The 26634-nt window shown below is 62.6% G+C and carries 26 protein-coding genes; 4 read left to right on the forward strand and 22 right to left on the reverse strand.

What is annotated here, in order from left to right; all coding sequences use genetic code 11:
- Positions 1-18: 18 nt before the first annotated feature.
- From LB555_RS27075 to LB555_RS27095, 5 genes are all read right to left on the reverse strand, one after another.
- Entirely contained in the window at positions 19-903 is an 885-nt protein-coding gene (locus LB555_RS27075) for an aldose 1-epimerase family protein (protein ID WP_224684180.1), read from the reverse strand.
- A gap of 198 nt (positions 904-1101) precedes the next feature.
- On the reverse strand, positions 1102-1818 hold the full coding sequence (locus LB555_RS27080) for a Bax inhibitor-1/YccA family protein (RefSeq protein WP_015317911.1): 717 nt from the start codon (positions 1816-1818) through the stop codon (positions 1102-1104).
- Positions 1819-1841: 23 nt separating this feature from the next.
- A complete protein-coding gene (locus LB555_RS27085) occupies positions 1842-2615 on the reverse strand; it encodes an anti-sigma factor family protein (protein ID WP_224684181.1) in 774 nt (257 codons plus the stop codon).
- Positions 2612-3142, reverse strand: a complete 531-nt coding sequence (locus tag LB555_RS27090; protein WP_411970809.1) for a sigma-70 family RNA polymerase sigma factor — start codon at positions 3140-3142, stop codon at positions 2612-2614. The genes LB555_RS27085 and LB555_RS27090 overlap by 4 nt, the downstream gene beginning before the upstream one ends.
- A 90-nt stretch (positions 3143-3232) precedes the next feature.
- Positions 3233-3844, reverse strand: a complete 612-nt coding sequence (locus tag LB555_RS27095; RefSeq protein ID WP_140717349.1) for a histidine phosphatase family protein — start codon at positions 3842-3844, stop codon at positions 3233-3235.
- Between the two features lie 130 nt (positions 3845-3974).
- On the opposite strand from LB555_RS27095, the gene LB555_RS27100 reads away from it, so the two are divergent.
- Both LB555_RS27100 and mazG read left to right on the forward strand, forming a co-directional pair.
- Positions 3975-5159 (forward strand): aromatic amino acid transaminase, encoded by a 1185-nt coding sequence (locus LB555_RS27100; protein ID WP_224684194.1) that lies wholly within the window; start codon positions 3975-3977, stop codon positions 5157-5159.
- 89 nt (positions 5160-5248) lie between these two features.
- Positions 5249-6073 carry a nucleoside triphosphate pyrophosphohydrolase gene (mazG, locus tag LB555_RS27105; RefSeq protein WP_224684183.1) on the forward strand — a complete coding sequence of 275 codons (825 nt, stop codon included), beginning with the start codon at positions 5249-5251 and terminating at the stop codon, positions 6071-6073.
- Between the two features lie 60 nt (positions 6074-6133).
- Here the strand turns inward: mazG and hflX are convergent, their stop codons facing one another.
- From hflX to dusB, 8 genes are all read right to left on the reverse strand, one after another.
- Positions 6134-7525: a GTPase HflX gene (hflX, locus tag LB555_RS27110; RefSeq protein WP_224684184.1), complete on the reverse strand. Its 1392-nt coding sequence runs from the start codon at positions 7523-7525 to the stop codon at positions 6134-6136.
- Positions 7526-7771: an RNA chaperone Hfq gene (gene hfq, locus LB555_RS27115; protein WP_006202172.1), complete on the reverse strand. Its 246-nt coding sequence runs from the start codon at positions 7769-7771 to the stop codon at positions 7526-7528.
- 144 nt (positions 7772-7915) lie between these two features.
- Positions 7916-8779 (reverse strand): D-amino-acid transaminase, encoded by an 864-nt coding sequence (locus LB555_RS27120; protein ID WP_140619610.1) that lies wholly within the window; start codon positions 8777-8779, stop codon positions 7916-7918.
- Between the two features lie 86 nt (positions 8780-8865).
- Positions 8866-10227 (reverse strand): sigma-54-dependent transcriptional regulator, encoded by a 1362-nt coding sequence (locus LB555_RS27125; RefSeq protein ID WP_224684185.1) that lies wholly within the window; start codon positions 10225-10227, stop codon positions 8866-8868.
- Positions 10217-12547, reverse strand: coding sequence for an ATP-binding protein (locus tag LB555_RS27130; protein WP_411970804.1), 2331 nt, complete (start codon positions 12545-12547; stop codon positions 10217-10219). Before LB555_RS27130 ends, LB555_RS27125 begins: the two co-directional genes overlap by 11 nt.
- An 84-nt stretch (positions 12548-12631) precedes the next feature.
- A complete protein-coding gene (gene ntrC / locus LB555_RS27135; protein ID WP_015317921.1) occupies positions 12632-14092 on the reverse strand; it encodes a nitrogen regulation protein NR(I) in 1461 nt (486 codons plus the stop codon).
- Positions 14089-15231: a two-component system sensor histidine kinase NtrB gene (locus tag LB555_RS27140; protein ID WP_015317922.1), complete on the reverse strand. Its 1143-nt coding sequence runs from the start codon at positions 15229-15231 to the stop codon at positions 14089-14091. Before LB555_RS27140 ends, ntrC begins: the two co-directional genes overlap by 4 nt.
- Positions 15228-16256: a tRNA dihydrouridine synthase DusB gene (gene dusB / locus LB555_RS27145; RefSeq protein ID WP_015317923.1), complete on the reverse strand. Its 1029-nt coding sequence runs from the start codon at positions 16254-16256 to the stop codon at positions 15228-15230. Before dusB ends, LB555_RS27140 begins: the two co-directional genes overlap by 4 nt.
- A gap of 140 nt (positions 16257-16396) precedes the next feature.
- Here dusB and LB555_RS27150 point away from each other — a divergent pair, with 140 nt between their 5' ends.
- Together LB555_RS27150 and LB555_RS27155 are read left to right on the forward strand one after the other, a co-directional pair.
- Entirely contained in the window at positions 16397-17626 is a 1230-nt protein-coding gene (locus LB555_RS27150) for a bifunctional 2-C-methyl-D-erythritol 4-phosphate cytidylyltransferase/2-C-methyl-D-erythritol 2,4-cyclodiphosphate synthase (protein WP_015317924.1), read from the forward strand.
- Positions 17623-18132 carry a CinA family protein gene (locus LB555_RS27155; RefSeq protein ID WP_224684187.1) on the forward strand — a complete coding sequence of 170 codons (510 nt, stop codon included), beginning with the start codon at positions 17623-17625 and terminating at the stop codon, positions 18130-18132. The genes LB555_RS27150 and LB555_RS27155 overlap by 4 nt, the downstream gene beginning before the upstream one ends.
- On the opposite strand, the gene LB555_RS27160 is transcribed toward LB555_RS27155, so the two are convergent.
- The 9 genes from LB555_RS27160 to pdhA all read right to left on the reverse strand — a co-directional run bounded on the left by LB555_RS27160 (position 18108) and on the right by pdhA (position 26447).
- Positions 18108-18566 carry a type II toxin-antitoxin system RatA family toxin gene (locus LB555_RS27160; protein ID WP_015317926.1) on the reverse strand — a complete coding sequence of 153 codons (459 nt, stop codon included), beginning with the start codon at positions 18564-18566 and terminating at the stop codon, positions 18108-18110. The two genes, LB555_RS27155 and LB555_RS27160, sit on opposite strands and share 25 nt — an antisense overlap.
- 10 nt (positions 18567-18576) lie before the next feature.
- Entirely contained in the window at positions 18577-19542 is a 966-nt protein-coding gene (gene lipA, locus LB555_RS27165; protein ID WP_015317927.1) for a lipoyl synthase, read from the reverse strand.
- Positions 19543-19679: 137 nt separating this feature from the next.
- Positions 19680-19937, reverse strand: coding sequence for a GlsB/YeaQ/YmgE family stress response membrane protein (locus LB555_RS27170; protein WP_015317928.1), 258 nt, complete (start codon positions 19935-19937; stop codon positions 19680-19682).
- Between the two features lie 99 nt (positions 19938-20036).
- A complete protein-coding gene (gene lpdA, locus LB555_RS27175; RefSeq protein WP_015317929.1) occupies positions 20037-21485 on the reverse strand; it encodes a dihydrolipoyl dehydrogenase in 1449 nt (482 codons plus the stop codon).
- Between the two features lie 16 nt (positions 21486-21501).
- Positions 21502-22137: an SGNH/GDSL hydrolase family protein gene (locus tag LB555_RS27180; protein WP_015317930.1), complete on the reverse strand. Its 636-nt coding sequence runs from the start codon at positions 22135-22137 to the stop codon at positions 21502-21504.
- 4 nt (positions 22138-22141) lie between these two features.
- Positions 22142-22555, reverse strand: coding sequence for a hypothetical protein (locus LB555_RS27185; RefSeq protein ID WP_015317931.1), 414 nt, complete (start codon positions 22553-22555; stop codon positions 22142-22144).
- A 14-nt stretch (positions 22556-22569) separates the two neighbouring features.
- Positions 22570-23946, reverse strand: a complete 1377-nt coding sequence (locus LB555_RS27190; RefSeq protein ID WP_224684188.1) for a pyruvate dehydrogenase complex dihydrolipoamide acetyltransferase — start codon at positions 23944-23946, stop codon at positions 22570-22572.
- Between the two features lie 18 nt (positions 23947-23964).
- Positions 23965-25395, reverse strand: coding sequence for a pyruvate dehydrogenase complex E1 component subunit beta (locus LB555_RS27195; RefSeq protein ID WP_015317933.1), 1431 nt, complete (start codon positions 25393-25395; stop codon positions 23965-23967).
- Positions 25396-25409: 14 nt separating this feature from the next.
- Complete coding sequence (gene pdhA / locus LB555_RS27200) at positions 25410-26447, reverse strand: pyruvate dehydrogenase (acetyl-transferring) E1 component subunit alpha (RefSeq protein WP_015317934.1); 1038 nt, start codon at positions 26445-26447, stop codon at positions 25410-25412.
- Positions 26448-26634: the final 187 nt, after the last annotated feature.

Raw genomic sequence — 26634 nt, forward strand, 5'->3', positions numbered from 1 at the left:
ATGGCTTGCAGGAAAACTTTACCGAGGCCCCTGCTCCACGCTGATCCGGTAACTCAGCGAACGCCTCGCGCCCGGCGCGATCAGCATCAGGCCGGGCTTGTCGGTGAACTCGCCATCGAAATCCAACGGACTGGCAATGCCGTGCCAGGGCTCGATGCACAGGAACGGTGCGCCGCCGGGTTTGGACCAGATGCCCACTTCCTGAAATCCCTGCCATGAGACCTCGATCGCCGGACCGTCATCGGCGCCGTAGCGAACGCTGTTGCTGGCCGGCCGGTCCAGGATCACAGCGTCGTCCTCAAACAGCCGTTCGGACAGCACGAGCACAGTGCCTTTGACCGGCGTTGGCTGCGGCGTTGCGATGAGCAGGCCATCCTTCAGCCGGCGGATCGGCGCTGGCTCTGCCTGGGCAAACGTCAGGCGATAGGCGTCCTTGGCCATATCGGGCAGAACCGGCCAGTTGAACGCCGGATGCGCCCCGATCGACGCCGGCATCGGTTCGTCGCCCGGGTTGGTAATCTCGAATTCTATGTCGAGTTGCGCCTCGCCCAACGTATAGGTCACGGCCAGTCGAAATGCGAACGGGTAGTGCGTTCGGGTTTCCGCGTCGTCGGCGAGCACCAGCGTGCAGGATCGAGGCCCCCTCTCCGCCCACATAAAAGGCTTGTCGCGGGCGAAGCCGTGCTGCGTCATCGGATAGGTCTGGCCGCGATGGTGCAGGTGATCGCCCTTCAGCCGGCCGACGATCGGAAACAGCACCGGCGAATGGCGCCGCCAGGCCGGTCCAGCCTGCCACAGGAACTCAAATCCTCGTGCATCCCGCAGGGAAACCAACTCTGCGCCGTGGGCGATGATGGTTGCCGATATGCCCTCGCCATGAAGCGTCAGACTGTCCTGTTCCATATGTCCTCGCGGTTCGTCCGGCGTGGCCGGCAGGCTAGCAAATGGCCGGGCGTGAACTCAAGGTGGCGGACGGCATTTGCATTTCACGCGATCGCGATGAACCTTGATGGTGGGCCAGACGCCCCTTTCGAAAGAAGATGGCCGGAGGTTTCCCTCCGGCCAGCCAAGACTCAAAGCTGTTGCCTGCTACGGTCCGGACTATTCCCGCTCGCCGGTAAAATTCAGCAGCAGCTGGAAGATGTTGATGAAGTTCAGATAGAGCGAGAAGGCACCGAAGACGGCGAGCTTCTGGCGCGACTCCGCATCGAAATTCTCCGCGTATTGCTCCTTGATCGTCTGCGTGTCCCAGGCCGTCAGGCCGATGAACACGGCGATGCCGATCACCGAGATGGCGAACTGCAGCGCGGTCGAGCCGAGAAAGATGTTGACGATGCTGGCGATCACCACGCCGATCAGGCCCATGATAAGGAAGGACGAGAACTGCGTCAGGTCGCGCCTTGTCGTGTAGCCGTAGAGGCTGGTGGCGCCGAACATGGTGGCGGCGATGAAGAAGGTGCGCGCGATGCTGGTGCCGGTGAAGACGAGGAACACCGAGGCCAGCGACAGGCCCATGACGGCACAGAAGGCCCAAAACATCGCCTGCGCGCTTGCCGCGGACATGGTCTGCATCTTGAACGAGAACAGGAGCACGAAGGCGAGCGGCGCCAGCATCACCACCCATTTCAGCGGGCTGGAAAAGATCGGCACATAAAGCGCCGGCGTCGACGACACCAGGAAGGCGACAAGGCCGGTAACCACCAGGCCAAGGCCCATATAATTGTAGACGCGCAGCATGTGCTGGCGCAGGCCCTCGTCATAGACGGCTCCAGTCCGGGCGCCTGTGCCCACGCGGTATCCAAGATTGGGCGTATTCATTCGAGGTCTCCTTTGTGGATTGGTCAGTAAAGCGTTCTGGCGAGCGTTTCGGCGGCGCGGTCGAGATCATGAACCTCGCTCTTGGCGACGACAGCGTAGGCGACATCGCCGATCTGGAAATAGGCCGAGGAGATGTCGCCCGAGGGCGCCACGGTCGGCTTGACCACATCGAAAGTGCCCGGCCGGATCGCGAACAGCGAAACCAGGCCCATCTCCTTGGTGTCGACCGCAATCTCGACACTCGGGCCGAAGCGCGACGGATAGATCTGCACGTCGCGGACCTTCCAGTCCTTCGGCAGCGCCGGCATGACGATGGCGGTGGCGGCGCGGATCTCACCCGCATTGTAATTAGGCGCCTCGGTCTGCGAGGCCATGTTTTCGCGCAGCAGCGTCGTCCTGTGTGCCTGTACCGCCTCGTCGAAATAGGCGGGCGGCTGAGGCGACGCGACGACCTTGGTCACCGACATCGGCCCGACGATGCCGTTGGCCAGCCAGCCGGCGGCGACGAAAGCGGCGACCGCTGCCGCGCGTTGCAGCACACCGAAGATGCGGCCCCGGCCAAGCCCCCTCTCCAGCCGCCGCGCCGCATCGGCCGTCGCCGGCCGCGCCATGCCTTCGGAGCCGGCCAGCGCCATGCGCAGTTCGTCGCGGGTGCGCAGATCCGACATCACACGCGCGGCCGTGTCCGGACGCGCCGACAGGAAGGCTTCGACCTCGATACGGCGGCTGACGTCGAGCTGGTCGTCGATATAGGCGTCGAGATCGGCGTCCGTAACCGGGTCGACAAGAGCGGTCATGAGTCACCTCCCACGATCCTGAGATGATTTTTGCCCCGGGCGGGCGCCTCTTCCATCTGCCGCAAGGCTGTGCGCGCCCTGCCGATACGCGACATCAGCGTGCCCAGCGGCACACCGCTGGCGTTGGCGGCCTGCTGGTAGGAGAGCCCTTCGATGGCGACCAGATGCAGCGCCGAGCGCTGCTCTTCCGGCAGGCTGAAAAAGGCTTCGCGAACCTGCGCCAGGCGCACGGAATGGTCCTGCGGCGCCGGGGTGCTGCCGTCGGCCAGATATCGGGCCTGTTCGAGGCGTGCCGCTTCCGAGCGGCGCGAGCGCACGCGGTCGATGAAGGTGTTGTGGACGATCGACAGCAGCCAGGCGCGCAGGTTTCCGCCCGAGCGGAACGTGCCGCGCCGCTCATAGGCGCGCACCAGCGCGTCGTGGACGAGATCCTCGGCCTCGACGCCGTCGCGCGTCAGCGAACGGGCGTAGCGCCGCAGCGACCCGAGCTGTCCTAGGATGTCAAAGCGTGGCATCGACCGTTTCATGCCCTGTTTACGGAGCATGTGGGGATTTTAATCCCGGCCCTGCCGATTTTTCTTCGCGCGAAAATATCGGTTGCAGGTATCTCGTCTCGCCTAGGTTCCGTGAACGCCCTTAGGTCCAAGTGGTTTTGCCGGTTTGGGAACCGTGACACCGCAGGCGCGCAACACCCACCGGCGGCCGTCGCTGCGAAAATCGGTGATGCTCAGTGGCTCGACGTCGATCTTTGAGCTGGCGGCAATCGGCGCCCCGAGAACATGCAGGATCGCGGCGCGAATGACGCTGGCATGGGTCACGGCGATGGTATGGCCACGTTCGGCGATCAATCGATCCATCAATCCAGCGGTCCGTCGGGCAACATCGGCCAGCGACTCACCACCATGCGGGGCCACATTCGGATCCGTAAGCCATGCGGCGATTTCTTCAGGCTGTCGCGCCTGCACCTCTTCAAAGCTCTTGCCTGCCCATCGTCCGTTATTCTGGTCGGCCAGCATCGGATCGACAGTCGCGTTCAGCGACAGCGCGTCGGCGGTCTGACAGGCGCGAAGCGCCGGCGCTGTCCACACACGGTCGGCGCGACGCAGCGTCCCGCGCATCGCCTTTGCCAATGTCGGCGATCGTGGCTCCAGCGGTTCATCCGAGGGAAACCGCCCTTTCCGGGTCGCCGCCGTGGCACCGGCGCAGATCATGGTCAGACGGACGAGCATGGCATGCCTTCTCTGAAGTGGTTGAAAAGCCGCACCAGCAGGTGCCGCCTTTCGCGCCGGCGCGATCAAAACCGCTGGTGAAACGTGGCCAATTTGCGTATCACTCCGCCGCGCCAACGGAACCATAATGATGTTCGAAGACCTGCAGCCAGCTGCCGCCGACAAGATTCTTGCGCTGATCGGCCTCTATCGCGCCGATCCACGCCCTGGCAAGGTCGATCTCGGTGTCGGCGTCTACAAGGATCGCGACGGCAAGACGCCGGTTATGCGGGCCGTGCGCGAGGCCGAGAAGCGACTGCTGCAGAGCCAGGATACCAAGACCTATCTCGGCCTTGCCGGCGATACCGGGTTCAACACTATGATGGCCAAGCTCGCCTTCGGTCCAGGCGCGGACCTGTCGCGCATCCGGGCGGCACAGGCGCCCGGTGGCTCCGGCGCGCTGCGGCTGGTGGCAGAACTGCTCAAGCGGACGCGTTCGGATGCCACGGTCTGGGTCTCCGACCCGACCTGGCCGAACCATATGCCGGTGATGCGTGCCGCCGGCCTGCAGATTCGCGAATATCCCTATTTCGATGCGGCCTCGGGAGCGGTTCGTTTCGACGACATGCTGGCGGCGCTGCGGTCGGCCAACAGCGGCGACGTGGTGCTGCTGCATGGCTGCTGCCACAATCCGACCGGCGCCAATCTGGACGCGGCCCAGTGGGAGGCCATCGCCGATCTGGTCGTCGAGCGCGGCCTGCTGCCATTTGTCGACATCGCCTATCAAGGCTTTGGCGACGGCCTGGAGGCCGATGCCCTCGGCTTGCGGCTGCTGGCCGCGAAAGTTCCGGAAATGGTTGTCGCGTCGAGCTGCTCGAAGAATTTCGCGGTGTACCGCGACCGGGTCGGCGCGGCGATGATCCTGGCCAGGGACGGCGCGCAGGCCGACGTCGCGATGAGCCAGATGCTGTCGGCGGCGCGCGCCATGTATTCGATGCCACCCGACCATGGTGCCGCGGCGGTGCGCATCGTCCTGGAAGACGCCGCGCTACGTGCCGACTGGGAAGCAGAACTGGAAGAGATGCGTCTTCGTATGCTGAGGCTTAGGGTCGCATTCGCCGAGGCGCTGCGCCGGCAATCCAATTCCGACCGCTTCGACTTCGTTGCCAGCCATCGCGGCATGTTCTCGCGGCTCGGCCTCACGGAAGCGCAGGTCGAAAGGCTGCGCGCCGAGCACGCCGTCTACATGGTCGGCGACAGCCGCATCAACGTCGCCGGCCTGCCCGAGGACGGCATGAATGACCTCGCCAAGGCGATCGTTTCCGTGCTGGACTGACGAGGCGGGTACGGTGCGCCTGTGGACAAGGTCCCCTCGCCGGCTGACAGCGTTGGCCGAGTGGCGGTTCGCGCGATAGCATCCGCACCATGACGCCATCGAAAGACATTTCACGCTTGATCGAGATCATGGCGGCGTTGCGCGCGTCGAAGACCGGCTGCCCGTGGGACATCGAGCAGGACTTCTCCACCATCGCGCCCTACACGATCGAGGAGGCCTACGAGGTGGCGGATGCCATCGCGCGCGGCGATCTCGACGATTTGCGCGACGAACTCGGTGACCTCCTGCTGCAGGTCGTCTACCATGCCCAGATGGCGCAGGAAGCCGGCGAATTCGCCTTCCCTGACGTTGTCCAGGCCATCACCACCAAGATGATCCGCCGCCATCCGCACGTCTTTGGCGACGAGAAGGCCCGCAGCGCCGGCATGGCCAAGGGCATGTGGGAGAAGATCAAGGCGCAGGAGAAGGCCGAGAAGCGACAAGCCCGCCTCGCGCGCGGCCTTGACCCGGAGGACAACGGCAAGGGGTTCCTGGACAGTGTTCCGGTCGCCTTGCCCGCCTTGACGCGAGCGCTGAAGCTTCAGGAAAAAGCCGCCCGCGTCGGCTTCGACTGGAGCGAGGCTGCTCCCATCCTGGACAAGATCGAAGAAGAGATCGGTGAGTTGCGTGAGGCTTTGGCCAGGGGTGAGACGGCCTCGATCAAGGACGAGTTCGGCGACATGTTGTTTGCCGTCGTCAATCTCGGCCGTCACCTGAAGCTCGATTCGGAGGCGGCGCTCAGCGGCACCAACGAGAAATTCCGCTCACGCTTCCACTATGTCGAGCAGGCCCTGGAAAAATCAGGCGGCTCGCTGGAGGAAGCTAGCTTGGAGGAGATGGAAGCGCTCTGGCAGGAAGCAAAGACTGCAAGGTAAGCCTATAGCTCCGGCAATTCCGGACGGAAAGCGCGATACTTATCCTGGAATTTCTGCGCGTTAGCCGTTGTTTTTGCGTCGCAATCGGCTTTCAATCTCTTCTCGGGCGCTTTGCGTGGCCTTCAGCGAAACGGTGGCGCTGCCATCGTCATTGTCGGTTCGCGAAACGACATCGCCATTGCGATAAAGCCAGTCGACCAGGCCGAATTGTGCCGGCTCGATCGTCACCGTCAGGTCTTGCAGTTCGCCGGCCATCCGCGTTTCGATGACCGCTTTCAGCGCATCGATGCCTTCGCCTGACACCGCCGATACGGCAATCGGCGGCTCCTTGGAACCGTCGGCGCTGTCGGCAAGCAGCCGCTGCCTGTTGCCTTCGTCCAGCAGGTCGATCTTGTTCCAGACTTCGATCACGCGCCTGGTGTCGCTGGCGTCGACGCCGAGATCGGCGAGGATGCGCTCGACATCCTCGGCCTGCGCCGCCGTGTCGGGATCGGAAATGTCGCGCAGATGGATGACGAGATCGGCCTCGACCACCTCTTCCAAGGTCGCCCGGAACGCCGCGATCAGATGCGTCGGCAGGTCCGAAATGAAGCCCACCGTGTCGGAAAGAATGATCGGCGTGCCATGCGGCAGCCGCACGCGGCGCAGTGTCGGATCCAGCGTGGCGAACAGCATGTCCTGCGCCAGCACCCCTGCTCCGGTCAGCTTGTTGAACAGCGTCGACTTGCCGGCGTTGGTGTAGCCGACGATCGCCACCACTGGAAACGGCACCTTCTTGCGCTTGGCGCGGTGCAGGTCGCGGGTGCGGCGCACGGTTTCCAGCTCGTGCTTCAGCTTTATGATCTTTTCCTGCAACTGCCGCCGATCGGATTCGATCTGCGTTTCACCGGGGCCACCGAGGAAGCCTGCACCGCCACGCTGACGCTCCAGGTGGGTCCAGCTGCGCACCAGGCGGCCCTTCTGGTAGTTGAGATGGGCAAGCTCGACCTGCAGCGTGCCTTCCTTAGTACGCGCCCGCTCGCCGAAGATCTCCAGGATCAGCCCGGTGCGATCCAGCACCTTGGCGTTGAATTGCTTCTCGAGATTGCGCTGTTGCACCGGCGTCAGCGGATGGTCGACGATGACCACTTCCGCGTGCCCTTCCCTGACGATCCCGGCGAACTCCTCGACCTTGCCGCTGCCCAGCAACGTCGCCGGGCGCGGGTCGTTGACGGTCACGACCGCCGTATGGATCAGATTAAGGTCGATGGCGCGGGCAAGGCCGACTGCTTCGTCGTGGCGCGCCTCGGACGAGCGCGTCAGCCGCGGACGGTTCGTGTCATCGTCGTTACGCGGTTGGCGCGTAAGCACAGGCACAATGACAACAGCCCGGGTCGGACCCTTGGCTTCCGTCCCGGGATGATGCGCTGGTTTTCCGCGAACCGTGCCGTCCGCGTCCTTCTCACGTGCCAATCAGGCGCCCTGGCTTTCCTCGCCATCGAACATCTGAACCGGCTGGCTCGGCATGATCGTGGAAATGGCGTGCTTGTAGACGAGTTGGGAGTGACCGTCGCGGCGCAGCAGGACGCAAAAATTATCGAAAGAAGTGACCACGCCGGTCAGCTTCACGCCGTTGATAAGAAAGATGGTGAGCGGGTTCTTGCTCTTGCGAACTGAATTCAGGAACAGGTCCTGAAGGTTTTGCGATCGTTCCGCCATTGTTTTTGTCTTTCGCCGATCCCCTTCGGTTTGCAGCCAATGCGCCAAATTAGCGGGCACATGTCAAGCGCGCAAACACCCTCTTGCCGTCAGTAACGACAAGCAGAACGAGATATATTGATGTTCATTCCACCTGTGCGGTTATCAGGCTGGACTTTTTTCCGCAATGTCAAAAAAGGCATGCCGCAACGAAAGTGTTATTGAGCCGGGGTGGCCATTGGCTATGGGATCGCCGTCAATGGCCACGATCGGCATGGCAATAGTCGTCGCGGAACTGATGAATGCTTCGCGGGCCGCTTTGGCCTCGGCAACGGAAAATTCCCGTTCCTCGATCTTCAGGCCGAGCCTTGCCGCGACTTCGAACATGGTGGTGCGCGTGATGCCGCGCAGAATGCCATGTTCGGCCGGCCGGGTGACCAGAACGCCATCCTTGGTAACGATCCAGGCATTCGACGACCCGCCTTCCTTGACGTTGCCGTCGGCATCCACGAACCACGCTTCCTGTGCGCCCGCTTCCTTGGCCTTCTGCTTGGCCAATACATTGGGCAGCAGCCCGACGGTCTTGATGTCGACACGGTCCCACCGGTTCTCCGGCACGGTGATGACGGCGATACCGGTCTCGGCTCGCTTGGCACCCGCGGCAGGATCGGCCTTCCTGGCTGTCACCACCAGCGCGGGCTTGACGTTCGCCGATGGGAAGACAAATTCCCGGCTGGCGACACCGCGCGTCACCTGAACATAGACCAGGCCGTTGACGACATGATTGCGGTTGACCACTTCGCGCAGGATCAGCGGCAACACATTGCGTGTCACCGGCCAGGCGATCGACAGTTCGGTCAGCGAGCGGTTCAGCCGGGCAAGGTGGCGCGGCATGTCGACGATGAAGCCGCGCGCCACCTCGCAGACCTCGTAGACGCCGTCGGCGAACTGGTAGCCGCGATCCTCGATATGCACGGCGGCATCGGCATGAGTGATGTAGCGCCCGTTCACATAGGCAATGCGCGGCATGGTCACCTCGGGAGATTTGGTTCGGCCTGTTTAGGCGATTCCGCCGTGCAGGTAACGGACAATCGCGTGGGCCACCGAGGATTGGGTCAGACGCCCAGCGACTTCAGCTTGCGGTGCAAGGCGGAACGCTCCATGCCGATGAACTCGGCTGTCTTCGAAATGTTGCCGCCGAACCGGTTGATCTGGGCGATCAGATAGTCCTTTTCGAACTGTTCGCGTGCCTCGCGCAGCGGCAGCGCCATTATATGCTGGTCCGACTGGTTGGGCGTGCGCGGCATGACATCGCCGATTTCGGACGGCAGCAGATCCGCGGTGATCGGCGCGTCCACGTCCTCGCCGCGCGCCAGGATCATCAGTCGCTCGACGTTGTTGCGCAACTGGCGCACGTTGCCCGGCCAGTTGTGCGCCTGCAGCACGGCCAGCGCGTCGTCGCCGATACGGCGTGGCTTGATGCCAGCCTGGCGGGCGATCTGCTTCATGAAGTTGTCGACGAGATAGGGAATGTCCTCGCGCCGCTCGGCCAGTCCCGGCACCATGATCGGAACCACGGCGAGCCGGTGGTAGAGATCCTCGCGGAAACGCCCGTCGGCGATCATCGCCTCAAGGTTCTGCGAGGTCGAGGAAATGATGCGGACGTCGACCTTGACCCGCTTAGTACCGCCCACCCGCTCGAATTGCTGTTCGACCAGCACGCGCAAAATCTTGTTCTGCGTCTCGCGCGGCATGTCGGCCACTTCGTCGATGTAGAGAATGCCGCGATGGGCCTCCTCCAGCGCCCCGACCTTGCGTTCGACCCCGTTCGATTCGGTGCCGAACAGTTCGATCTCCATGCGTTCAGGCGTGATATTGGCGGCGCTCAGCGTCACGAACGGCCCGCCCTTGCGGGTCGACAGCGTATGAATGGCGCGGGCGGCCAGTTCCTTGCCCGATCCGGAAGGGCCAACGATCATCACCCGGCTGTTGGTCGGCGCGACGCGCTCGATGGTCTGGCGCAACTGGCTCATCGCCGAGGACATGCCGATCAAATCGAAAGTCTCGCCGCTGCGCAGCTTGAGGTCGGAAACTTCGCGGCGCAGTTTCGAGGTCTCGAGTGCGCGTTCGGCAATGAGGATCAGCCTGTCGGCCTTGAACGGCTTTTCGATGAAATCATAGGCGCCGCGACGGATGGCGGAAACCGCCGTTTCGATGTTGCCGTGGCCTGAAATCATCACTACCGGCAGGTTCGGGTGCATGGTCTTGATCTCGTCGAGCAGCGCCAAGCCGTCCAGACGCGAACCCTGCAGCCAGATATCAAGGAAGATCAGCCTCGGTGCTCGGTCGGCGATGGCCGCCAGTGCGCTGTCGGCATCGAATGCCGTACGGGTTTCGTGACCCTCGTCACTCAGGATGCCCGCGACGAGTTCGCGGATGTCTTCCTCGTCATCGACGATGAGAATATCAGACGCCATTATCGACCTTTTCAGTTTCTCTTTCGTGGTCCGCCTTGGTTTCGCCGCGCGGCAGCGCGCTGGTTGCAGGCGGCAGGATGATGCTGATCATCGCGCCGCGCCCGCCGTGGAAATCCGCAGGCGCGTCATGGAGTTCCAGCCTGCCGCCATGGTCCTCCACGATCTTCTTGACGATAGCGAGACCAAGCCCGGTGCCCTTTTCACGCGTGGTCATATAGGGCTCCAGCAACCGTTGGCGATTCTCGCGCGGCAGGCCTTTGCCATTGTCGATGACATCGATGCGAATCGCGCCATTCTGACGGCCGGCTTGAATCCGGATTATGCCGTGCGAACCGTCCTTATGTTCCAGTCCGTCGATCGCCTCGGCGGCATTCTTGATCACATTGCCGAAAGCCTGGGCCATCAGCCGGCTGTCGAACGTGCCCTTGAGCGGCTCGTTGCCGAATATCCGCTCGAAGGTGATGTCGGCGCGGCTGACTTCGACCAGGAAGGAAGCCTCGCGCAGCGATTCGCGCAGGTCGATGGCCTTCATCTCGGGCTTTGGCATGCGCGCGAAAGCCGAGAACTCGTCGACCATGCGGCCGATATCCTCCACCTGCCGGATAATGGTGTCGGTGCACTGGTCGAAAACCTCGCGGTCTTCGGTGATGACCTTGCCGTAGCGGCGCTTGATGCGTTCGGCGGAAAGCTGGATCGGCGTCAGCGGATTCTTGATCTCGTGGGCGATGCGCCGCGCCACGTCGGCCCAAGCGGATGAGCGCTGGGCCTGAACCAGATCGGTGATGTCGTCGACGGTCACGACGTAGGATTTTTCCTCCGAGCCGTCGTCGCCTGCCTCGATGGTGACCTGCACATTGAACGTCCGCTCGGCGCCGGCGCGATAGAAGGTCACCTGTTCGCGGTAGACCGGCTTGCCGGATTTACGGCCGATCTCGAAGACGCGGCCGACATGCGGCAGGATCGCGGAAAGATTCTGCCCAAGTGCCGCGCCGGCGGAAACGGCCAGCATCGATTCGGCAGAACGATTGACGATGGTGATGATGCCGTAAGGGTCGACGCCGATGACGCCGGCGGTGACACCGGCAAGCACGGCTTCGGAAAAACGCCGCCTCTCATCGATCAGGTCCTTCGCCGACAGGATCTCGTTGCGTTGTGATTTGAGCTCCAGCAGCATCTTGTTGAACGTGTCGCCGAGCGAGGCGACATCGCCATCGGATGGCCGCACCGGCACCGCGACGTCGAGATTGCCGGTCGCGACTTCGTCGGCAGCGCCGATCAGCTGACGGATCGGCCGCACGAGCCGGTCGGCAACAGCTATGCCGGTCCAGATTGCCGACAGGATGATGATCAGGGTCAGCGACAGATAGGGCAGCGCAAACGCCACTTGCGAGGTACGCCTGTTGTCCTCGAGATTGCGATACTCGTCGGTGTTGGACCTGACGATCTGCCGCGCCTTGATCACCTCGGGGTCGACCAGACGGATGGTGTAGAGATAGAGGCCATCGAGCTCGCGCAGCTTGACGATGGCGCCCATGATGTTGCGCGTGCGCGGCTCGATCAGCACCGGCTTGCCGTCGGTGGCGGTGGCCACCGCTCCTTCCGGCGGTTCCGGCATGGCGAAATCGGCATCGGTCTTGGCGCTCATGACGAAGGAGCCATCGGGCTTGATCAGGGCGGCATGCGCCAGCGAGCGCCCCACGGCTTCCTTGTTCATGAGATCGAGAAAGCCGGTGCGATCGAGGCCGTAGAGCGTTCGCGACGCATCGAGATCGTAGGCCATCGACAACGTCGTACCCTGCAGGTTGCGCGCGTTCTCCTGCACATAGGCGTCGGCGATCGACAGGGACGAATTGACGATCGTCTTGGTGCGAATTTCGAACCAGCGATCAAGGCCGATATCGAGCGTGATCGAGGCGATGATCGCCACCATGATGGCGGGAATGGCGGCAACGAGAGCGAACATGGCAACGATGCGCACATGCAGCCGAGAAGCCGCTTTGCCATGCCGGCGCGCCATGACGATGCGATGCACCTCGCGTCCAACCAGCGCGATGAGGAAGAGCACGAAGGCGGCGTTGAGAGCGATCAGCGCCCAGGTCGTTTTGGCGTCAGGCGCAATCGGTGTCGCACCGACCAGGATGGCGAACGAAATAGCCGCCATGACCAAGGCACCGACGACCGCCACCACGCCGGGGAGTGCCAGCAGCCGGCGCCCGTCGCGCGCGCCAGGTTCGCTGAAGAGCGGTTTGTTGAGTACAGGTGTCTGCGGAGCCATGTCGCCGTCTAGAGCCAGTGATTGCGTCCGATCTATGCAACGCATTGTGGCGATTATGCAACAAGTGTGACAACTACAGGACTCTTTCCCCGGTCGGTCCCCTGAAAAGATCCTGTATGCAGCGCGGGCTCAGGTCTGGCGGGAGGACTTGTAAACGTTGACGCCCAATTCGCGAATCTTCTTGCGCAGGGTGTTGCGGTTGAGTCCCAGGAGCTCCGCGGCCTTGATCTGGTTGCCGCGGGTTGCCGTCATCGAAGCCAGCACCAACGGATATTCGACTTCGGACAAGATACGCTCGTACAGACCGGCAGGCGGCAATTCGCCCGCAAAGGAGGCGAAATAGCGCTGCAGGAAGTGCTCCACCGCCTGCCCGATGGAAAGATCGTCGGGAATGAGGTTGCCGCCACCCGGTACCACGGGGCGTTCGCCCGTCTTGAGCTCCGTCTCGATGATCTCGGCGGAAATCTCGTCCTGCGAATAAAGCGCGGCGAGCCTGCGGACCAGGTTTTCCAGCTCGCGCACATTGCCTGGCCAGGGATAGCGCTTCATCAGTTCGATGCCGCCGGAAGAGATGCGCTTGGTCTGCAGCCCCTCCATTTCGCCGAGCTTGAAGAAATGGCGCACCAGATCGGGCACATCCTCGGAGCGTTCGCGCAGGGCCGGCAACCTGAGCGGCACGACATTGAGACGGTAGAAAAGATCCTCGCGGAAGAGGCCCTGGTTGATCAGCGTACGCAGGTCCTTGTTGGTGGCGGCGACAATGCGCACATCGGTCTTGATCGGCGTGCGGCCGCCGACAGTCGTGTACTCGCCCTGCTGCAGGACGCGCAGCAAGCGCGTCTGCGCCTCCATCGGCATGTCGCCGATCTCGTCAAGGAACAGCGTGCCGCCCTCCGCCTGCTCGAAACGGCCAGTCGAGCGGCTCTGCGCGCCGGTGAAGGCGCCCTTCTCGTGACCGAACAGTTCCGATTCAATAAGGTCGCGCGGGATAGCCGCCATGTTGATGGCAACGAACGGGCCGCCACGACGGCGCCCATATTCATGCAGCGCTCGTGCCACCAGTTCCTTGCCGGTGCCCGATTCGCCCGAAATCATCACCGTCAGGTCGGTCTGCATCATGCGCGCCAGCATGCGGTAGATGTCCTGCATGGCCGCCGAACGGCCGACCAGCGGCATCGTTTCGGGCGGCTCTTCTTGCCTGGCATCGATCTTCGGCCGCCGGGGCTCGGACAAAGCGCGGTTGACGATGTTGAGGAGTTCGGTCAGATCGAAAGGCTTCGGCAGATATTCATAGGCGCCCGTTTCGGAAGCGCGGATCGCCGTCATGAAGGTATTCTGGGCGCTCATGACGATGACAGGCAGGTCCGGCCGCGCCTTCTTGATGCGCGGCAGCATGTCGAAAGCGTTCTCGTCCGGCATCACGACGTCGGTGATGACGAGATCACCCTCGCCGGCCGCGACCCAGCGCCACAGGGTCGACGCGTTGGAGGTGACGCGCACCTCGTGACCGACACGCGACAGGGCCTGATTGAGAACGGTGCGGATCGCAGCATCGTCGTCGGCGACTAGAATATTGCCGCGAACGGTCATTTGCGGCCTCCTTCACCGTCTTGATCAGCGCCAAGCGCCGTTTCCTTCCAGGCCGGCATCAGGACCCGGAATGTTGTCGCGCGCGGCGTCGAATCGCATTCGATGATGCCGCCATGTTCACCGACGATCTTGGCGACCAGCGCCAGCCCGAGCCCCGAGCCGTTCGGCTTGGTGGTGATGAAGGGATCGAACAGGATTGGCAGGATATCCTCCGACACGCCGGAACCATTGTCGCGCACGCAGAACTCCAGCGGCAGCGACACGCGGTCCTGCGTCCCCGGAACCGAAACGCGAATACCGGGCCGGAAGGCGGTGGACAGCACGATCTCGCCCTGGGGGTCGCTGCCGATTGCCTCGGCGGCGTTCTTGATCAGGTTGAGGAACACCTGGATCAGCTGGTCGCGATTGGCAAATACCGGAGGCAATGACGGATCATAGTCCTCCAAAATCTTGATTTTCCTAGCGAAGCCGTTCTTTGCGATCGCTTTCACATGATCGAGCACCACATGGATGTTAACGGGATAGCGGTCGATCGGCCGCTCGTCGGAAAACACCTCCATGCGGTCGACCAGCGATACGATACGGTCCGTCTCGTCGGTGATCAGCCGCGTCAGCGCGCGATCCTCATCGGAAGCGGACAGCTCGAGCAGCTGAGCCGCCCCCCTGATGCCGGAGAGCGGGTTCTTGATCTCATGCGCCAGCATCGCCGCCAGACCGGTCACCGAGCGCGCCGCGCCGCGATGCGTCATTTGCCGGTCGATCTTGTCGGCCATCGACCGCTCCTGGAACATGACCACGACGGAGCCCGGAAACTCCGGCACCGGCGCGACATAGAGATCGACGACCTTTTCGATGCCGAGGCGCGGCGACGAAACGTCGACCCGATATTCGTTGACGGGCGCGCGGCGCTCGCGCACCTGGTCGACCAGTGTCAGCAGCGGACTGCCGAAGGGTATGAGCTTGGACAGGGTGTTGCGCGCCAGCATGGTCGCGCTGGAGCGAAAGAAGTCCTCGGCATCGGCATTGGCGAAGGTGATGAAGCCTTCCTCGCTGATCATGATCACCGGGCGGCGGATCGTGTTTAGCACGATCTGGGCAGCATCCGCCATTTCAACGCCTTGGCCAGGGGTTGCGGTCATGCGGCGCTCCGCAGGTTCAAGGTTTGCGGATCGCGCGAAAACACGTCACGCAGCAAGGCAATGACGCGGGCCGGTTCGGACGCGGTCAATATCGCTTTCCTACTCTCGCCAGCGACACCCTCGGCATGTCGGTCGAGATACCAGCCCAGATGCTTGCGCGCTTGGCGCAGGCCGCTCTCGATGCCGTAAAGCGCCAGCATGTCCTCGTAGTGGGCGGCAACATAGTCGGTAAGCGCTTGCGGGGTCTCGGGAATGCCCGGCGAAAATGTCCCGGTGGCAGCCGCAGCGATGCCGCCGGCGACCCACGGCGCGCCATAATGGGCGCGGCCGACCATCAACGCGTCGGCGCCGGACTGTTCGAGAACGGCGACTGCCTCGCTTGGGGAGCAGACATCGCCATTGGCGACGACCGGAATGGAAACAGCCTCCTTGACGCGAGCGATGGCGCGCCAGTCCGCCTTGCCCTGGTAGAACTGGCAGCGTGTGCGGCCGTGGACCGTGACCATCCTGACGCCCGCCTGCTCGGCCCGGCGCGCCAGGATAGGAGCGTTGAGCACGCCTTCGTCCCAACCCAGCCGCATCTTGACCGTCACCGGCACCTGGACCACGCCTACCACGGCCTCGATCAGCGAGAGCGCGTGGTCGAGATCCAGCATCAATGCCGAACCCGCATAGCCACCGGTGACCTTCTTGGCCGGGCAGCCCATGTTGATGTCGATGATGTCGGCGCCCTCGCCGGCGGCGATCCGCGCGCCTTCGGCCATATGCTTGGCCTCGCGCCCGGCAAGCTGCACCATATGGACGGGCAGTCCGGAATGGCGTATCCGCAGGCCACAACCCGCCCTGCCCTTGGCGAGCTCGCCGCTGGCCACCATTTCGGACACGACCAGGCCTGCGCCATGCCCATGGGCGCGCTGCCTGAACGCCTCGTCCGTGATCCCCGACATTGGCGCGAGGAAGACGCGGTTGCGTATTCTGACGCCGCCGACGTCGAGAGACTGGGCCAATCCGGTCAAGTTAACCATGCACAAAAACCAAGCACGTCCATTCGTTGCACATTCTCTAGCCAGATCGAGAGAAATGTGCAACGCGGAATGACGCCACATTAAGGCGCAATTGGGAAAATGCTGGCCTTCGGCCTTGGCCGCGACTAGGACCGGACTGCATGACTGGCGCAACCGAAAATCAGGCTCCGGATCCGGGTGGCAAAGTCGCGGTGGTTATCGTCGCGGCCGGTCGCGGCGCGCGCGCCGGACAAGCCGATGGTCCTAAGCAATATCAACGAATTGGCGGACGCGCCGTCATCGCTCGTGTCATAGACATTTTTCTGGCGCACCCGCTCATCGGCCGGGTCGTCGTGGCCATCCATGCCGAAGACCGCGAGCTTTTTCAGCAAGCGGTCGGAACCGATGCGGATCGGGTAACGGCAATTGCCGGAGGCGCCACCAGGCAGGATTCGGTTCGGCTCGGGCTACAGGCGCTGAGAAGCTACGCGCCGGACAAGGTCCTCATCCACGACGCCGCGCGCCCCTTTGTCGACATGGATCTGATCGACCGCACCATCGCGGCCATCGGCGAACGTGAAGGCGCGCTTCCCGCCCTGCCGGTCGCCGACACACTGAAACGCGAATCGGCGACCGGCATGGTCGGCGAAACGGTGCCACGGAGCGGGCTGCACGCGGCGCAAACGCCGCAAGGCTTTCCCTTCCTCGCGATCATGACGATGCATGAGCAAGCCTATGACAGCGGCAAATCCGACTTTACAGACGACGCGTCGATCGCCGAATGGATGCAAATGCCGGTGAAGCTCGTTCCTGGATCGCCCGACAATGTCAAACTCACATGGGCACGGGATATCGCCATGGCGCACCAGCGACTTTCTAGCGAGCGGACACACTTTCCCGACATCCGCACCGGCAATGGCTACGATGTCCACGCCTTCGAGCCCGGCGACCATGTTACGCTTTGTGGCGTCGCCATCCCGCATGACAGGAAACTGTCGGGCCATTCCGACGCGGATGTCGGCCTGCACGCCCTGACCGACGCGCTGCTGGCGACCTGCGGGGCCGGCGATATCGGCACGCACTTTCCTCCATCCGATCCGCAGTGGAAAGGCGCTGCATCGCGGATATTCGTCGAACATGCGGCAAGACTGGTGCGCGAGCGCGGCGGACGCATCGCCAATGCCGATATCACGCTGATCTGCGAGGCGCCGCGCGTCGGCCCGCACCGCGAGGCGATGACATCAGTCCTTTCGCAGATGCTGGGCATTTCCGCCGACCGCATCTCGGTCAAGGCGACAACCAACGAGAAGCTCGGCTTTGTCGGCCGCGAGGAAGGTATCGCGGCGATCGCCACCGCCAGTGTGGTGTTTCCAGGCGAGGTTCCGGAATGACCAACAGCGAACTGGCAATCGCCCTGTTTGAGGCGTGCCGGGAGCGCGGCATCATGCTGGCGACCGCGGAAAGCTGTACCGGCGGGATGATCATCGCCGCGCTGACCGACATTGCCGGTTCTTCCGCCGTGGTCGATCGCGGCTTCATCACCTATTCCAATGAAGCCAAGATGGACATGCTCGGTGTTCGCGCCGCCACGCTCGACGTGCATGGTGCGGTCTCCCGCGAGGCAGCCATCGAGATGGCCGCTGGAGCGCTCGCCCGTTCGCGTGCCGGGCTGGCGCTGGCTGTCACCGGCATTGCCGGTCCGGGTGGCGGTTCCAGGGAAAAGCCGGTCGGGCTGGTCTGGTTTGGCGTTGCGGTGAACGGCCGACCCGTGACGGCTGAACGCAAGCTGTTTGCCGACAATGGCCGTGACTTCATCCGCCGGGAAACGGTCCATCATGCACTTGAGATCGGCTTGCAGGCGCTTGTCGAGAGTCAGGCCGCCGGTTTCTTGCCGTAGATGATGTCGGCGCGCTTTTCAAAAGCTTCGGCGAACATGCGGAAGGCACGATCGAACATCGTGCCCATCAGCGCACCCAGGATGCGGCTCTTGAATTCATAGTCGATGAAGAAGCGCACGGCACAGCCGGCACCATCCGGCTCGAACCGCCAGACATTGCTCAGATATTTGAACGGGCCGTCGATATACTTCACGTCGATGGCATGTTCGTCGGGCTTGAGCAGCACCTGCGTCGTGAAAGTCTCCCGGATCGCCTTATAGCCGATGCTCATGTCGGCCACGAGGATGGTGCGGCCGTCACGCTCCTTGCGCGAGCGGACCGCCAACGCTTCGCAAAGCGGCAGGAATTGCGGGTAAGTTTCGATGTCGGCGACCAGCGCGAACATCTGCTCAGGCGTGTGGGCGACGCGTCGGGTGGCTTCGAATTTCGGCATGAAACCGGCGTTAGATCAATTTCTGGAGCTGCGCTTCGCGCGCGGCGCGCAGCCGGGCGAAATCGTCGCCGGCATGGTGCGAAGAGCGTGTCAGCGGGCTCGATGCCACCAGCAGGAAACCCTTGGTCTTGCCGATCGTCTCGAAGGACTTGAATTCCTCCGGCGTGACGAAGCGGATCACCGGGTGGTGCTTCTTCGACGGCTGCAGGTATTGGCCGATGGTCATGAAGTCGACATTGGCCGAACGCAGATCGTCCATTAATTGCAGGATTTCGTTCCGCTCCTCGCCAAGGCCGACCATGATGCCGGACTTGGTGAAAATCGACGGATCGAGTTCCTTGACCCGCTGCAGCAGCCGGATCGAGTGGAAATAGCGGGCGCCCGGCCGGACCTTAAGATAATTCGACGGCACGGTTTCGAGGTTGTGGTTGAAGACGTCGGGCCGGGCCGCCACGACGATCTCCAGTGCGCCTTCCTTGCGCAGGAAATCGGGCGTCAGGATTTCGATCGTCGTCAGAGGCGTTGCCGCCCGGATCGCACGGATGACATCGGCGAAGTGCTGCGCACCGCCATCGTCGAGATCGTCGCGGTCAACGGAGGTGATGACGACGTGGCTGAGGCCCATTTGCTTGACGGCATGCGCGACACGCGCGGGCTCGTCGGAGTCGAGTGCGGTCGGGATGCCAGTGGCGACATTGCAGAAGGCGCAGGCGCGCGTGCATATCTCGCCCATGATCATGAAGGTGGCGTGCTTCTTTTCCCAGCACTCACCGATGTTCGGGCAACCGGCCTCTTCGCATACCGTCACCAGCTTGTGCGATTTCACGATCTCCCGTGTCTCGGCATATCCCTTCGACACCGGCGCCTTGACGCGGATCCAGTCCGGCTTGCGCAATACCTCCTGGTCGGGCTTGTGGGCCTTCTCGGGATGCCGCAGCCGCGGCGCGTTGGCGATCGTGTCGAGGACAGTGACCATCTGAACCCTGGCCTTTCTTGCGACCGCCCGTCGGCGATCGTCACCTTAACGTCATCTAGGACTTTTCGGGACAAAGAAAAAGGCTGCAGCGGCGCATGCCGCTACAACCGTTTTCGCATAGCCGAAAACGATATCGACTAACGGCGCAACAGGCGACCTACCCAGATCAGCAGGCAGGCACCGATGAAGCCGGTGATCAGATAGGCGGTCCAGCCGACGCCGAACACGCCGATGTTGAGCGCCTGCAAGACTGCGTTCAGCACCACCGCGCCAACGATGCCCATGATAATGTTCATGAATATGCCGGTGTTGCTCTTCATGACCATTTCGGCCAACCAGCCTGCCAGGCCGCCGATAATGATTGCTGCGATCCAGCCCACGCCGTTCAAGTGCATATGCCTTCTCCTTGCGCCAGTAAAAATGCATTCGGAAACGAACTGCCTCGCCGTCGAGATCCCACCGCTTTGACAGCTGAGTCTCCTGCGGGGAATCTATCATGCGTTCAAGGCGCGGCCATAGGCGTCGAGCACGCTTTCCTTCATCATCTCGGACAGCGTCGGATGCGGGAAGATGGTGTGCATCAGCTCTTCCTCGGTGGTTTCGAGGTTCATCGCCACGACAAAACCCTGGATCAGTTCCGTAACTTCGGCGCCGACCATATGTGCGCCGAGCAACTGACCGGTCTTCTTGTCGAAGATGGTCTTGATGAAGCCTTGGTCTTCGCCAAGCGCGATGGCCTTGCCGTTGGCCCCGAACTGGAAGCGGCCGACGCGGATATCCTTGCCCTCGGCCTTGGCTTTTGCTTCCGTCAGTCCAACCGAGGCGACCTGCGGATTGCAGTAGGTGCAACCAGGGATCTTGAGCTTGTCCGTGGCATGAACACCGGGGAAGTTCGCGATCTTCTCGACGCACACGACGCCCTCGTGCTCGGCCTTGTGAGCAAGCATGGGCGGACCGGCGACATCGCCGATGGCGTAGATGCCAGGCACATTGGTCTTGCCATACCCGTCGATGACCACGCAACCGCGCTCGGTCTTAACACCAAGTGCTTCAAGTCCGAGGTTCTCGATATTGCCCTGGACGCCAACGGCCGAGATCATACGGTCGGCGGTGATCTTCTCGACCTTGCCGTCCTTCATCTCGACATGCGCGGTAATCGAGTTCGCCCCCTTCTCGACTTTGGTCACCTTGGCCTCGAGGATGATCTTCATGCCTTGCTTCTCGAACTGCTTTTGCGCGAATTTCGAGACCTCTGCATCCTCGACCGGCATCACCGCCGGCAGCAGCTCGACGACCGTGACGTCGGCGCCCATTGTGCGATAGAAGGAGGCGAATTCGATGCCGATGGCGCCTGAGCCCATCACCAGCAGCGACTTCGGCATCTCCTTCGGCACCATGGCTTCGAAATAGGTCCAGATCAGCTTGCCGTCCGGCTCTATGCCGGGCAGAGCGCGCGGCCGGGCGCCGGTCGCCAGGATGATGTGCTTGGCGGTGTAGGTGCCCTCGCCCTTGACGCCTTTCGGCACCGGCGGCTGCGGCTCCATCGGCTTCTTGGCCGTCTTGGAAACCACGATCTCACCGGGCTTGGATAGTTTGGCCTCGCCCCAGATGACGTCGACCTTGTTCTTCTTCATCAGGAAGGCGACGCCGCCATTGAGCCTGAGCGACACTTTTCGCGACCGATCGACGACGGCAGCGGTATCGGCACTGATCTTGCCGCCATCGAGCTTCAGGCCGTAATCCTTCAGATGATCGGAATAATGCATAATCTCGGCCGACCGCAGCAGCGCCTTGGTCGGAATACAGCCCCAATTCAGACAGATGCCGCCTAGATGCTCGCGCTCGACGATCGCCGTCTTGAAGCCGAGCTGGGCGGAGCGCACCGCGGTGACATAGCCGCCGGGACCGGAGCCGATGATGATGACGTCGTAGTTCTCAGCCACGGGTTTTCTCCTTCAATCACAATTCCAGCATGACGCGCACGACCGGCGTCAGCGCCTCGCCAATGTTTCGCGTATTCTCGGCATCGAGGTGGACGCCATCGAGAGGTGTTGTTTGCGCCACCGTGCCAGCGTCGAAGAAGCCGCAGCCGACCTCGTCGGCGAGTGCGGCGTATTGCGGCGCAAGCTGCTTCGAGGCCTCATCGCCGCCGGCGAACATCTCCCTGAAGTCGGCATTTTCGGTGCGGCTGACAAGAGGCGGCGAAACGATCAGTATCTGCGGTGCCGGCCAGTCGAACGGATAGTCGTGGCCACGCACGATATCGATCAGCCGCTGGATGCCTTGCTTGGCGGCAACCGGGTTGCCATGGATCCATGGCTTCATGTCATTGGCACCGAGCATGATGACGATCAGGTCGATCGGCGCATGCGTCGTCAACACTGTCGGCAGCAGCCGCGCGCCGTTGCGATCGGCTCCGGCCAGATGATCGTCGAAGGCGGTGGTGCGGCCATTGAGCCCCTCCGCGACGACTTGAACGCCTTCGCCGAGGCCTGCTTGCAGGACGCTTGGCCAGCGATCCCCGAGCCCATGACGGCCGCCCTCGGCATTGTAGCCCCAGGTCAGCGAGTCGCCGTAACAAAGCACCGTCTTCATCCGTTCAACCTGCCTTTGTGTCGGCCACGCCGCGCTTCACGCGCCAGCGTACGAACAACCAATGGATGACGATCGTCACCAGGCCCGGCAGACCGAGACCGGCAACCATCGGTATGTCTTTCCTGACCACCGCGGCGCTGCTGTCGCTGTAGAGGACCAGCGCGACCAGCAGGACGAGAAGCGCCACAAAGGCAATCAGCGTCCACTTGCCTGCGCTGGCAACGGCCGCGACCGGATCGTTCGTCAATTGCGCAACGAAGAAGATGAAGGTGACGACAAAAGTCACCAGCACCGAGAACATGAAGACGATGATGTATTCTTCCTCGGCGCCGGTGGCGACAGCCAACCATTGCGCGATAAGGCCGCCGGCCAAGCCGGAAATCAAAAAGGCGAAAAGGCTGGTGAAGAATATCCGCACAGCCTTTCCCTTTCCTAGACCAGCATGCCCATCGGATTCTCGATCAGCTTCTTGAAGGCGACCAGCAGTTCGGCCCCCAGCGCGCCATCAACCGCACGATGGTCGGTTGACAGCGTCACCGACATCACGGTGGCTATTCTGATCTCACCGTTCCTGACCACCGCCCGCTCCTCGCCGGCGCCGACCGCCAGGATCGTCGCATGCGGCGGGTTGATGACGGCGGCAAAGTCCTTGATGCCGAACATGCCGAGATTGGAGACGGCGGTCGTGCCGCCTTGATATTCCTCCGGCTTCAGCTTGCGGCTGCGGGCGCGGCTGGCCAGGTCCTTCATCTCGTTGGAGATGACCGACAGCGTCTTTTCGTCGGCATGCCGGATGATCGGCGTGATCAGGCCACCGGGGATCGAAACGGCGACGCCGACATCGGCATGCTTGTGCTTGACCATGGCGCTCTCGGTCCATGAGGCATTGGCATCCGGCACCGCCTTCAGCGCCATCGCCATCGCCTTGATGACCATGTCGTTGACCGACAGCTTGTAGACGGGCGCCTCACCCTTGTCGGTCTTTTTCACCGGTGCCGCGGCATTGAGCTGAGTGCGTAAAGCCAGCAGCGCGTCGAGTTCGCAGTCGAGCGTCAGATAGAAATGCGGGATGGTGGTTTTTGCTTCGACCAGGCGCCGCGCGATGGTCTTGCGCATATTGTCGTGCGGGACGAGTTCGTAGGAGCCTTCCTCGAACAGTTTCAGCACCTGCTCGTCCGACATCGCCTTTACCGCCGGGGCGGAGGCAGGCGCGCCGGCCGGAGCCTTGGCAGCCGGTGCCGCCTTGGCGCCACCACCGGCAATCGCGGCATCTACGTCAGCCTTGACCACGCGGCCGTGCGGGCCGGTGCCGGTGACCGCAGAGACGTCGACGCCGGCGTCCTTGGCGATACGGCGGGCAAGCGGCGATGCAAAGGTGCGGTCGCCAGCCGCGTTGCCATTGGCGGCCGGAGCCGCCTGCGCCTTTGGGGCCTCGGCCTCGGCCTTTGGCGCTTCAGCATTCGGCGCTTCGGCTTTAGGCGCTTCGGCTTTAGGCGCATCCGCTTTCGGAGCTTCGGCTTTCGCCGGTGTGGCGCCGCCGCTTTTCGCCGCGGCGCCGGCATCTTCGCCTTCCGCCGCAAGCACCGCGATCAGCGCGTTGACCTTGACCCCTTCGGTTCCGGCCGGCACGACGAGCTTGGCAACCGTGCCCTCATCGACGGCTTCGACCTCCATCGTCGCCTTGTCGGTTTCGATCTCGGCGATCACGTCGCCGGGCGAAACCTTGTCGCCTTCCTTGACCAGCCACTTGGAAAGATTGCCCTCTTCCATAGTGGGCGAGAGCGCCGGCATGGTGATGTTGATTGGCATATTGTCCTCCCACCCGGTTCAGCGATATGCGACGGCTTTGACGGCCTCGATGACCTCGCCGACATTCGGCAAAGCCAGTTTTTCGAGGTTCGCCGCATAAGGCATCGGCACGTCCTTGCCGGCAATGGTGATGACCGGTGCGTCGAGGAAATCGAAGGCGCGCTGCGAGACCTGGTTGGCGATGTGGTCGCCAACCGAATTCTGCGGGTAGCCTTCTTCGACCACGACCAGCCGGTTGGTCTTCTTGACCGAGGCGATGACGGTGTCGAGATCGAGCGGACGGATAGTCCTGAGGTCGATGATCTCGGCGTCGATGCCCATGCCGCGCAGCTCGGCTTCAGCCTTCACCGCATAGGTCATGCCGATGCCGAAGGAGACGATGGTGACATCCTTGCCTGCCTTGTGGATGCGCGCCTTGCCGATCGGCAGCACGAAGTCGTCCAGCTTCGGAACGTCGAAGGACTGGCCGTAGAGGATTTCATTCTCGAGGAAGATGACCGGGTTCGGATCGCGGATCGCTGCCTTGAGCAAGCCCTTTGCGTCGGCGGCCGTGTATGGCATCACCACCTTCAGGCCTGGAATGTGGCTGTACCAGGCGGCATAGCACTGCGAGTGCTGTGCCGCGACGCGGGCCGCCGCGCCATTTGGCCCGCGGAACACGATCGGCGCGCCCATCTGGCCGCCCGACATATAGAGCGTCTTGGCGGCGGAGTTGATGATCTGGTCGATCGCCTGCATGGCGAAGTTGAAGGTCATGAACTCGACGATCGGCTTCAGCCCAGCCATCGCCGCGCCGACACCAACGCCGGCAAAACCATGCTCGGTAATCGGCGTGTCGACGACGCGCCGCGGCCCAAATTCCTGCAGCAAGCCCTGTGTGATCTTGTAGGCGCCCTGGTATTCGGCGACTTCCTCACCCATGACGAAGACATCGCCGTCGCGGCGCATTTCCTCGGCCATGGCATCACGCAGCGCCTCGCGCACCGTGGTCGAGACCATTTCGGTGCCGGCAGGAATGTCCGGATCGGCAGCGAGGTTGACCACCGGGGCGGCGGGGACGGAGGCTTTCGGCGCCTCTCCAGCATCCTGCGGCGCCCGTTGCGAGCCTTCCTCGGCCGCGTCGGCGCGCTGCCCACCAGTTGACACCGCGTCTTGCGTCGAGGCGGGAGCCGCCTTGGAGGCCTTGTCGATGTCGCCAGAACTTTCGCCATCCTGCAGCAGAACGGCGATCGGCGTGTTGACCTTGACGCCTTCGGTGCCGGCGGCGATCAGGATCTTGCCCAGCGTACCTTCGTCGACGGCTTCGACTTCCATCGTCGCCTTGTCGGTTTCGATCTCGGCAATGACGTCGCCGGCGACGACCTTGTCGCCCTCGTTCTTCAACCACTTGGAAAGATTGCCCTCTTCCATGGTCGGCGAGAGGGCGGGCATGAGAATTTCGATAGGCATGTCCTGGCCCTCCCTTACAATACGATATCGGTCCAGAGCTCGGACGGATCCGGCTCCGCGTCGTGCTGGGCAAATTCGGCGGCGTCGGCGACGATGTCGCGAACCTCCTTGTCGACGGTTTTGAGTTCGTCCTCGGTCGCCCACTTCTTCTCGATGAGCCGCGCCTTGACCTGCTCGATCGGATCATGATCGGAGCGCATCTTCTGGACTTCTTCCTTGGAGCGATATTTCGCCGGGTCGGACATCGAGTGGCCGCGATAGCGATAAGTCTGCATTTCGAGAATGATCGGCCCGTTGCCGGCACGGCACCACTCGGTAGCCAGATCGCCAGCCGCCTTCACCGCACGCACATCCATGCCGTCGACCTGGATGCCCGGAATCTTGAACGACGCGCCACGATGCGAAAAATTGGTTTCCGCCGAAGAGCGCGACACCGAGGTGCCCATGGCGTAGCGGTTGTTCTCGATGATGTAGATCACCGGCAGCTTCCACAGCGAGGCCATGTTGAAGCTTTCGTAGACCTGGCCCTGGTTGGCGGCGCCGTCGCCGAAATAGGTCAGCGAGACATTGTTGTTGTCGCGGTAGCGGTTGGCAAAGGCCAGACCTGTTCCAAGCGACACCTGCGCACCGACAATGCCGTGACCGCCATAGAAATGCTTCTCCTTGGAGAACATGTGCATGGAACCGCCCTTGCCTCTGGACAAGCCGCCGCGGCGTCCGGTCAGCTCGGCCATCACGCCACGCGGCGACAGCTCCATCGCCAGCATGTGGCCGTGATCGCGATAGGCCGTGATCATCTGATCGCCGTCGATCAGCGCCATCTTCATGCCGGTGACGACCGCTTCCTGGCCGATATAGAGGTGACAGAAACCGCCAATGAAGCCCATGCCGTAGAGCTGGCCGGCCTTCTCCTCGAAACGGCGGATGAGCAGCATGTGCCGGTAGGCGGCAAGCTCTTCGTCCTTGGTGAAGTCAACAGGCTTGGGTGCTGATAGACCGGGTTTGCCGTCGGATTTCGATTTGGCAGGCGCTTTTCTGGCTGCGGTGGCCATGCATCACTCCCTGTTGGCGTCTCTTTGCGGACACTGGAGCAAGATCAAACTGCTCCGGGGAGATCGCCCTCCCCTTCGATTTATGGGAGGCTAACACGTAGAAAGGCGTTCCGCCATGTCGAAATTGCATAGCTGGCATGCGCCTAAGCAATTAAAATCATTGAAAATATTGGCGATTAACCTGAAA

The sequence above is a fragment of the Mesorhizobium sp. BR-1-1-10 genome (assembly GCF_020165595.1).
Lineage (GTDB): Bacteria > Pseudomonadota > Alphaproteobacteria > Rhizobiales > Rhizobiaceae > Mesorhizobium > Mesorhizobium australicum.

What these genes read in the sequence shown, in the direction of transcription:
- LB555_RS27170 (WP_015317928.1), bottom strand. Translation starts at nt 19,937, where the DNA reads ATGCACTTGAACGGCGTGGGCTGGATCGCAGCAATCATTATCGGCGGC.
- LB555_RS27080 (WP_015317911.1), bottom strand. Translation starts at nt 1,818, where the DNA reads ATGAATACGCCCAATCTTGGATACCGCGTGGGCACAGGCGCCCGGACT.
- mazG (WP_224684183.1), top strand. Translation starts at nt 5,249, where the DNA reads ATGACGCCATCGAAAGACATTTCACGCTTGATCGAGATCATGGCGGCG.
- LB555_RS27095 (WP_140717349.1), bottom strand. Translation starts at nt 3,844, where the DNA reads ATGCTCGTCCGTCTGACCATGATCTGCGCCGGTGCCACGGCGGCGACC.
- LB555_RS27160 (WP_015317926.1), bottom strand. Translation starts at nt 18,566, where the DNA reads ATGCCGAAATTCGAAGCCACCCGACGCGTCGCCCACACGCCTGAGCAG.
- LB555_RS27075 (WP_224684180.1), bottom strand. Translation starts at nt 903, where the DNA reads ATGGAACAGGACAGTCTGACGCTTCATGGCGAGGGCATATCGGCAACC.
- LB555_RS27155 (WP_224684187.1), top strand. Translation starts at nt 17,623, where the DNA reads ATGACCAACAGCGAACTGGCAATCGCCCTGTTTGAGGCGTGCCGGGAG.
- LB555_RS27130 (WP_411970804.1), bottom strand. Translation starts at nt 12,547, where the DNA reads ATGCGTTGCATAGATCGGACGCAATCACTGGCTCTAGACGGCGACATG.
- LB555_RS27090 (WP_411970809.1), bottom strand. Translation starts at nt 3,142, where the DNA reads ATGAAACGGTCGATGCCACGCTTTGACATCCTAGGACAGCTCGGGTCG.
- dusB (WP_015317923.1), bottom strand. Translation starts at nt 16,256, where the DNA reads ATGGTTAACTTGACCGGATTGGCCCAGTCTCTCGACGTCGGCGGCGTC.
- LB555_RS27195 (WP_015317933.1), bottom strand. Translation starts at nt 25,395, where the DNA reads ATGCCTATCGAAATTCTCATGCCCGCCCTCTCGCCGACCATGGAAGAG.
- ntrC (WP_015317921.1), bottom strand. Translation starts at nt 14,092, where the DNA reads ATGACCGTTCGCGGCAATATTCTAGTCGCCGACGACGATGCTGCGATC.
- LB555_RS27120 (WP_140619610.1), bottom strand. Translation starts at nt 8,779, where the DNA reads ATGCCGCGCATTGCCTATGTGAACGGGCGCTACATCACTCATGCCGAT.
- LB555_RS27140 (WP_015317922.1), bottom strand. Translation starts at nt 15,231, where the DNA reads ATGACCGCAACCCCTGGCCAAGGCGTTGAAATGGCGGATGCTGCCCAG.
- LB555_RS27180 (WP_015317930.1), bottom strand. Translation starts at nt 22,137, where the DNA reads ATGAAGACGGTGCTTTGTTACGGCGACTCGCTGACCTGGGGCTACAAT.
- LB555_RS27100 (WP_224684194.1), top strand. Translation starts at nt 3,975, where the DNA reads ATGTTCGAAGACCTGCAGCCAGCTGCCGCCGACAAGATTCTTGCGCTG.
- lipA (WP_015317927.1), bottom strand. Translation starts at nt 19,542, where the DNA reads ATGGTCACTGTCCTCGACACGATCGCCAACGCGCCGCGGCTGCGGCAT.
- LB555_RS27125 (WP_224684185.1), bottom strand. Translation starts at nt 10,227, where the DNA reads ATGGCGTCTGATATTCTCATCGTCGATGACGAGGAAGACATCCGCGAA.
- LB555_RS27085 (WP_224684181.1), bottom strand. Translation starts at nt 2,615, where the DNA reads ATGACCGCTCTTGTCGACCCGGTTACGGACGCCGATCTCGACGCCTAT.
- LB555_RS27190 (WP_224684188.1), bottom strand. Translation starts at nt 23,946, where the DNA reads ATGCCAATCAACATCACCATGCCGGCGCTCTCGCCCACTATGGAAGAG.
- LB555_RS27150 (WP_015317924.1), top strand. Translation starts at nt 16,397, where the DNA reads ATGACTGGCGCAACCGAAAATCAGGCTCCGGATCCGGGTGGCAAAGTC.
- pdhA (WP_015317934.1), bottom strand. Translation starts at nt 26,447, where the DNA reads ATGGCCACCGCAGCCAGAAAAGCGCCTGCCAAATCGAAATCCGACGGC.
- hfq (WP_006202172.1), bottom strand. Translation starts at nt 7,771, where the DNA reads ATGGCGGAACGATCGCAAAACCTTCAGGACCTGTTCCTGAATTCAGTT.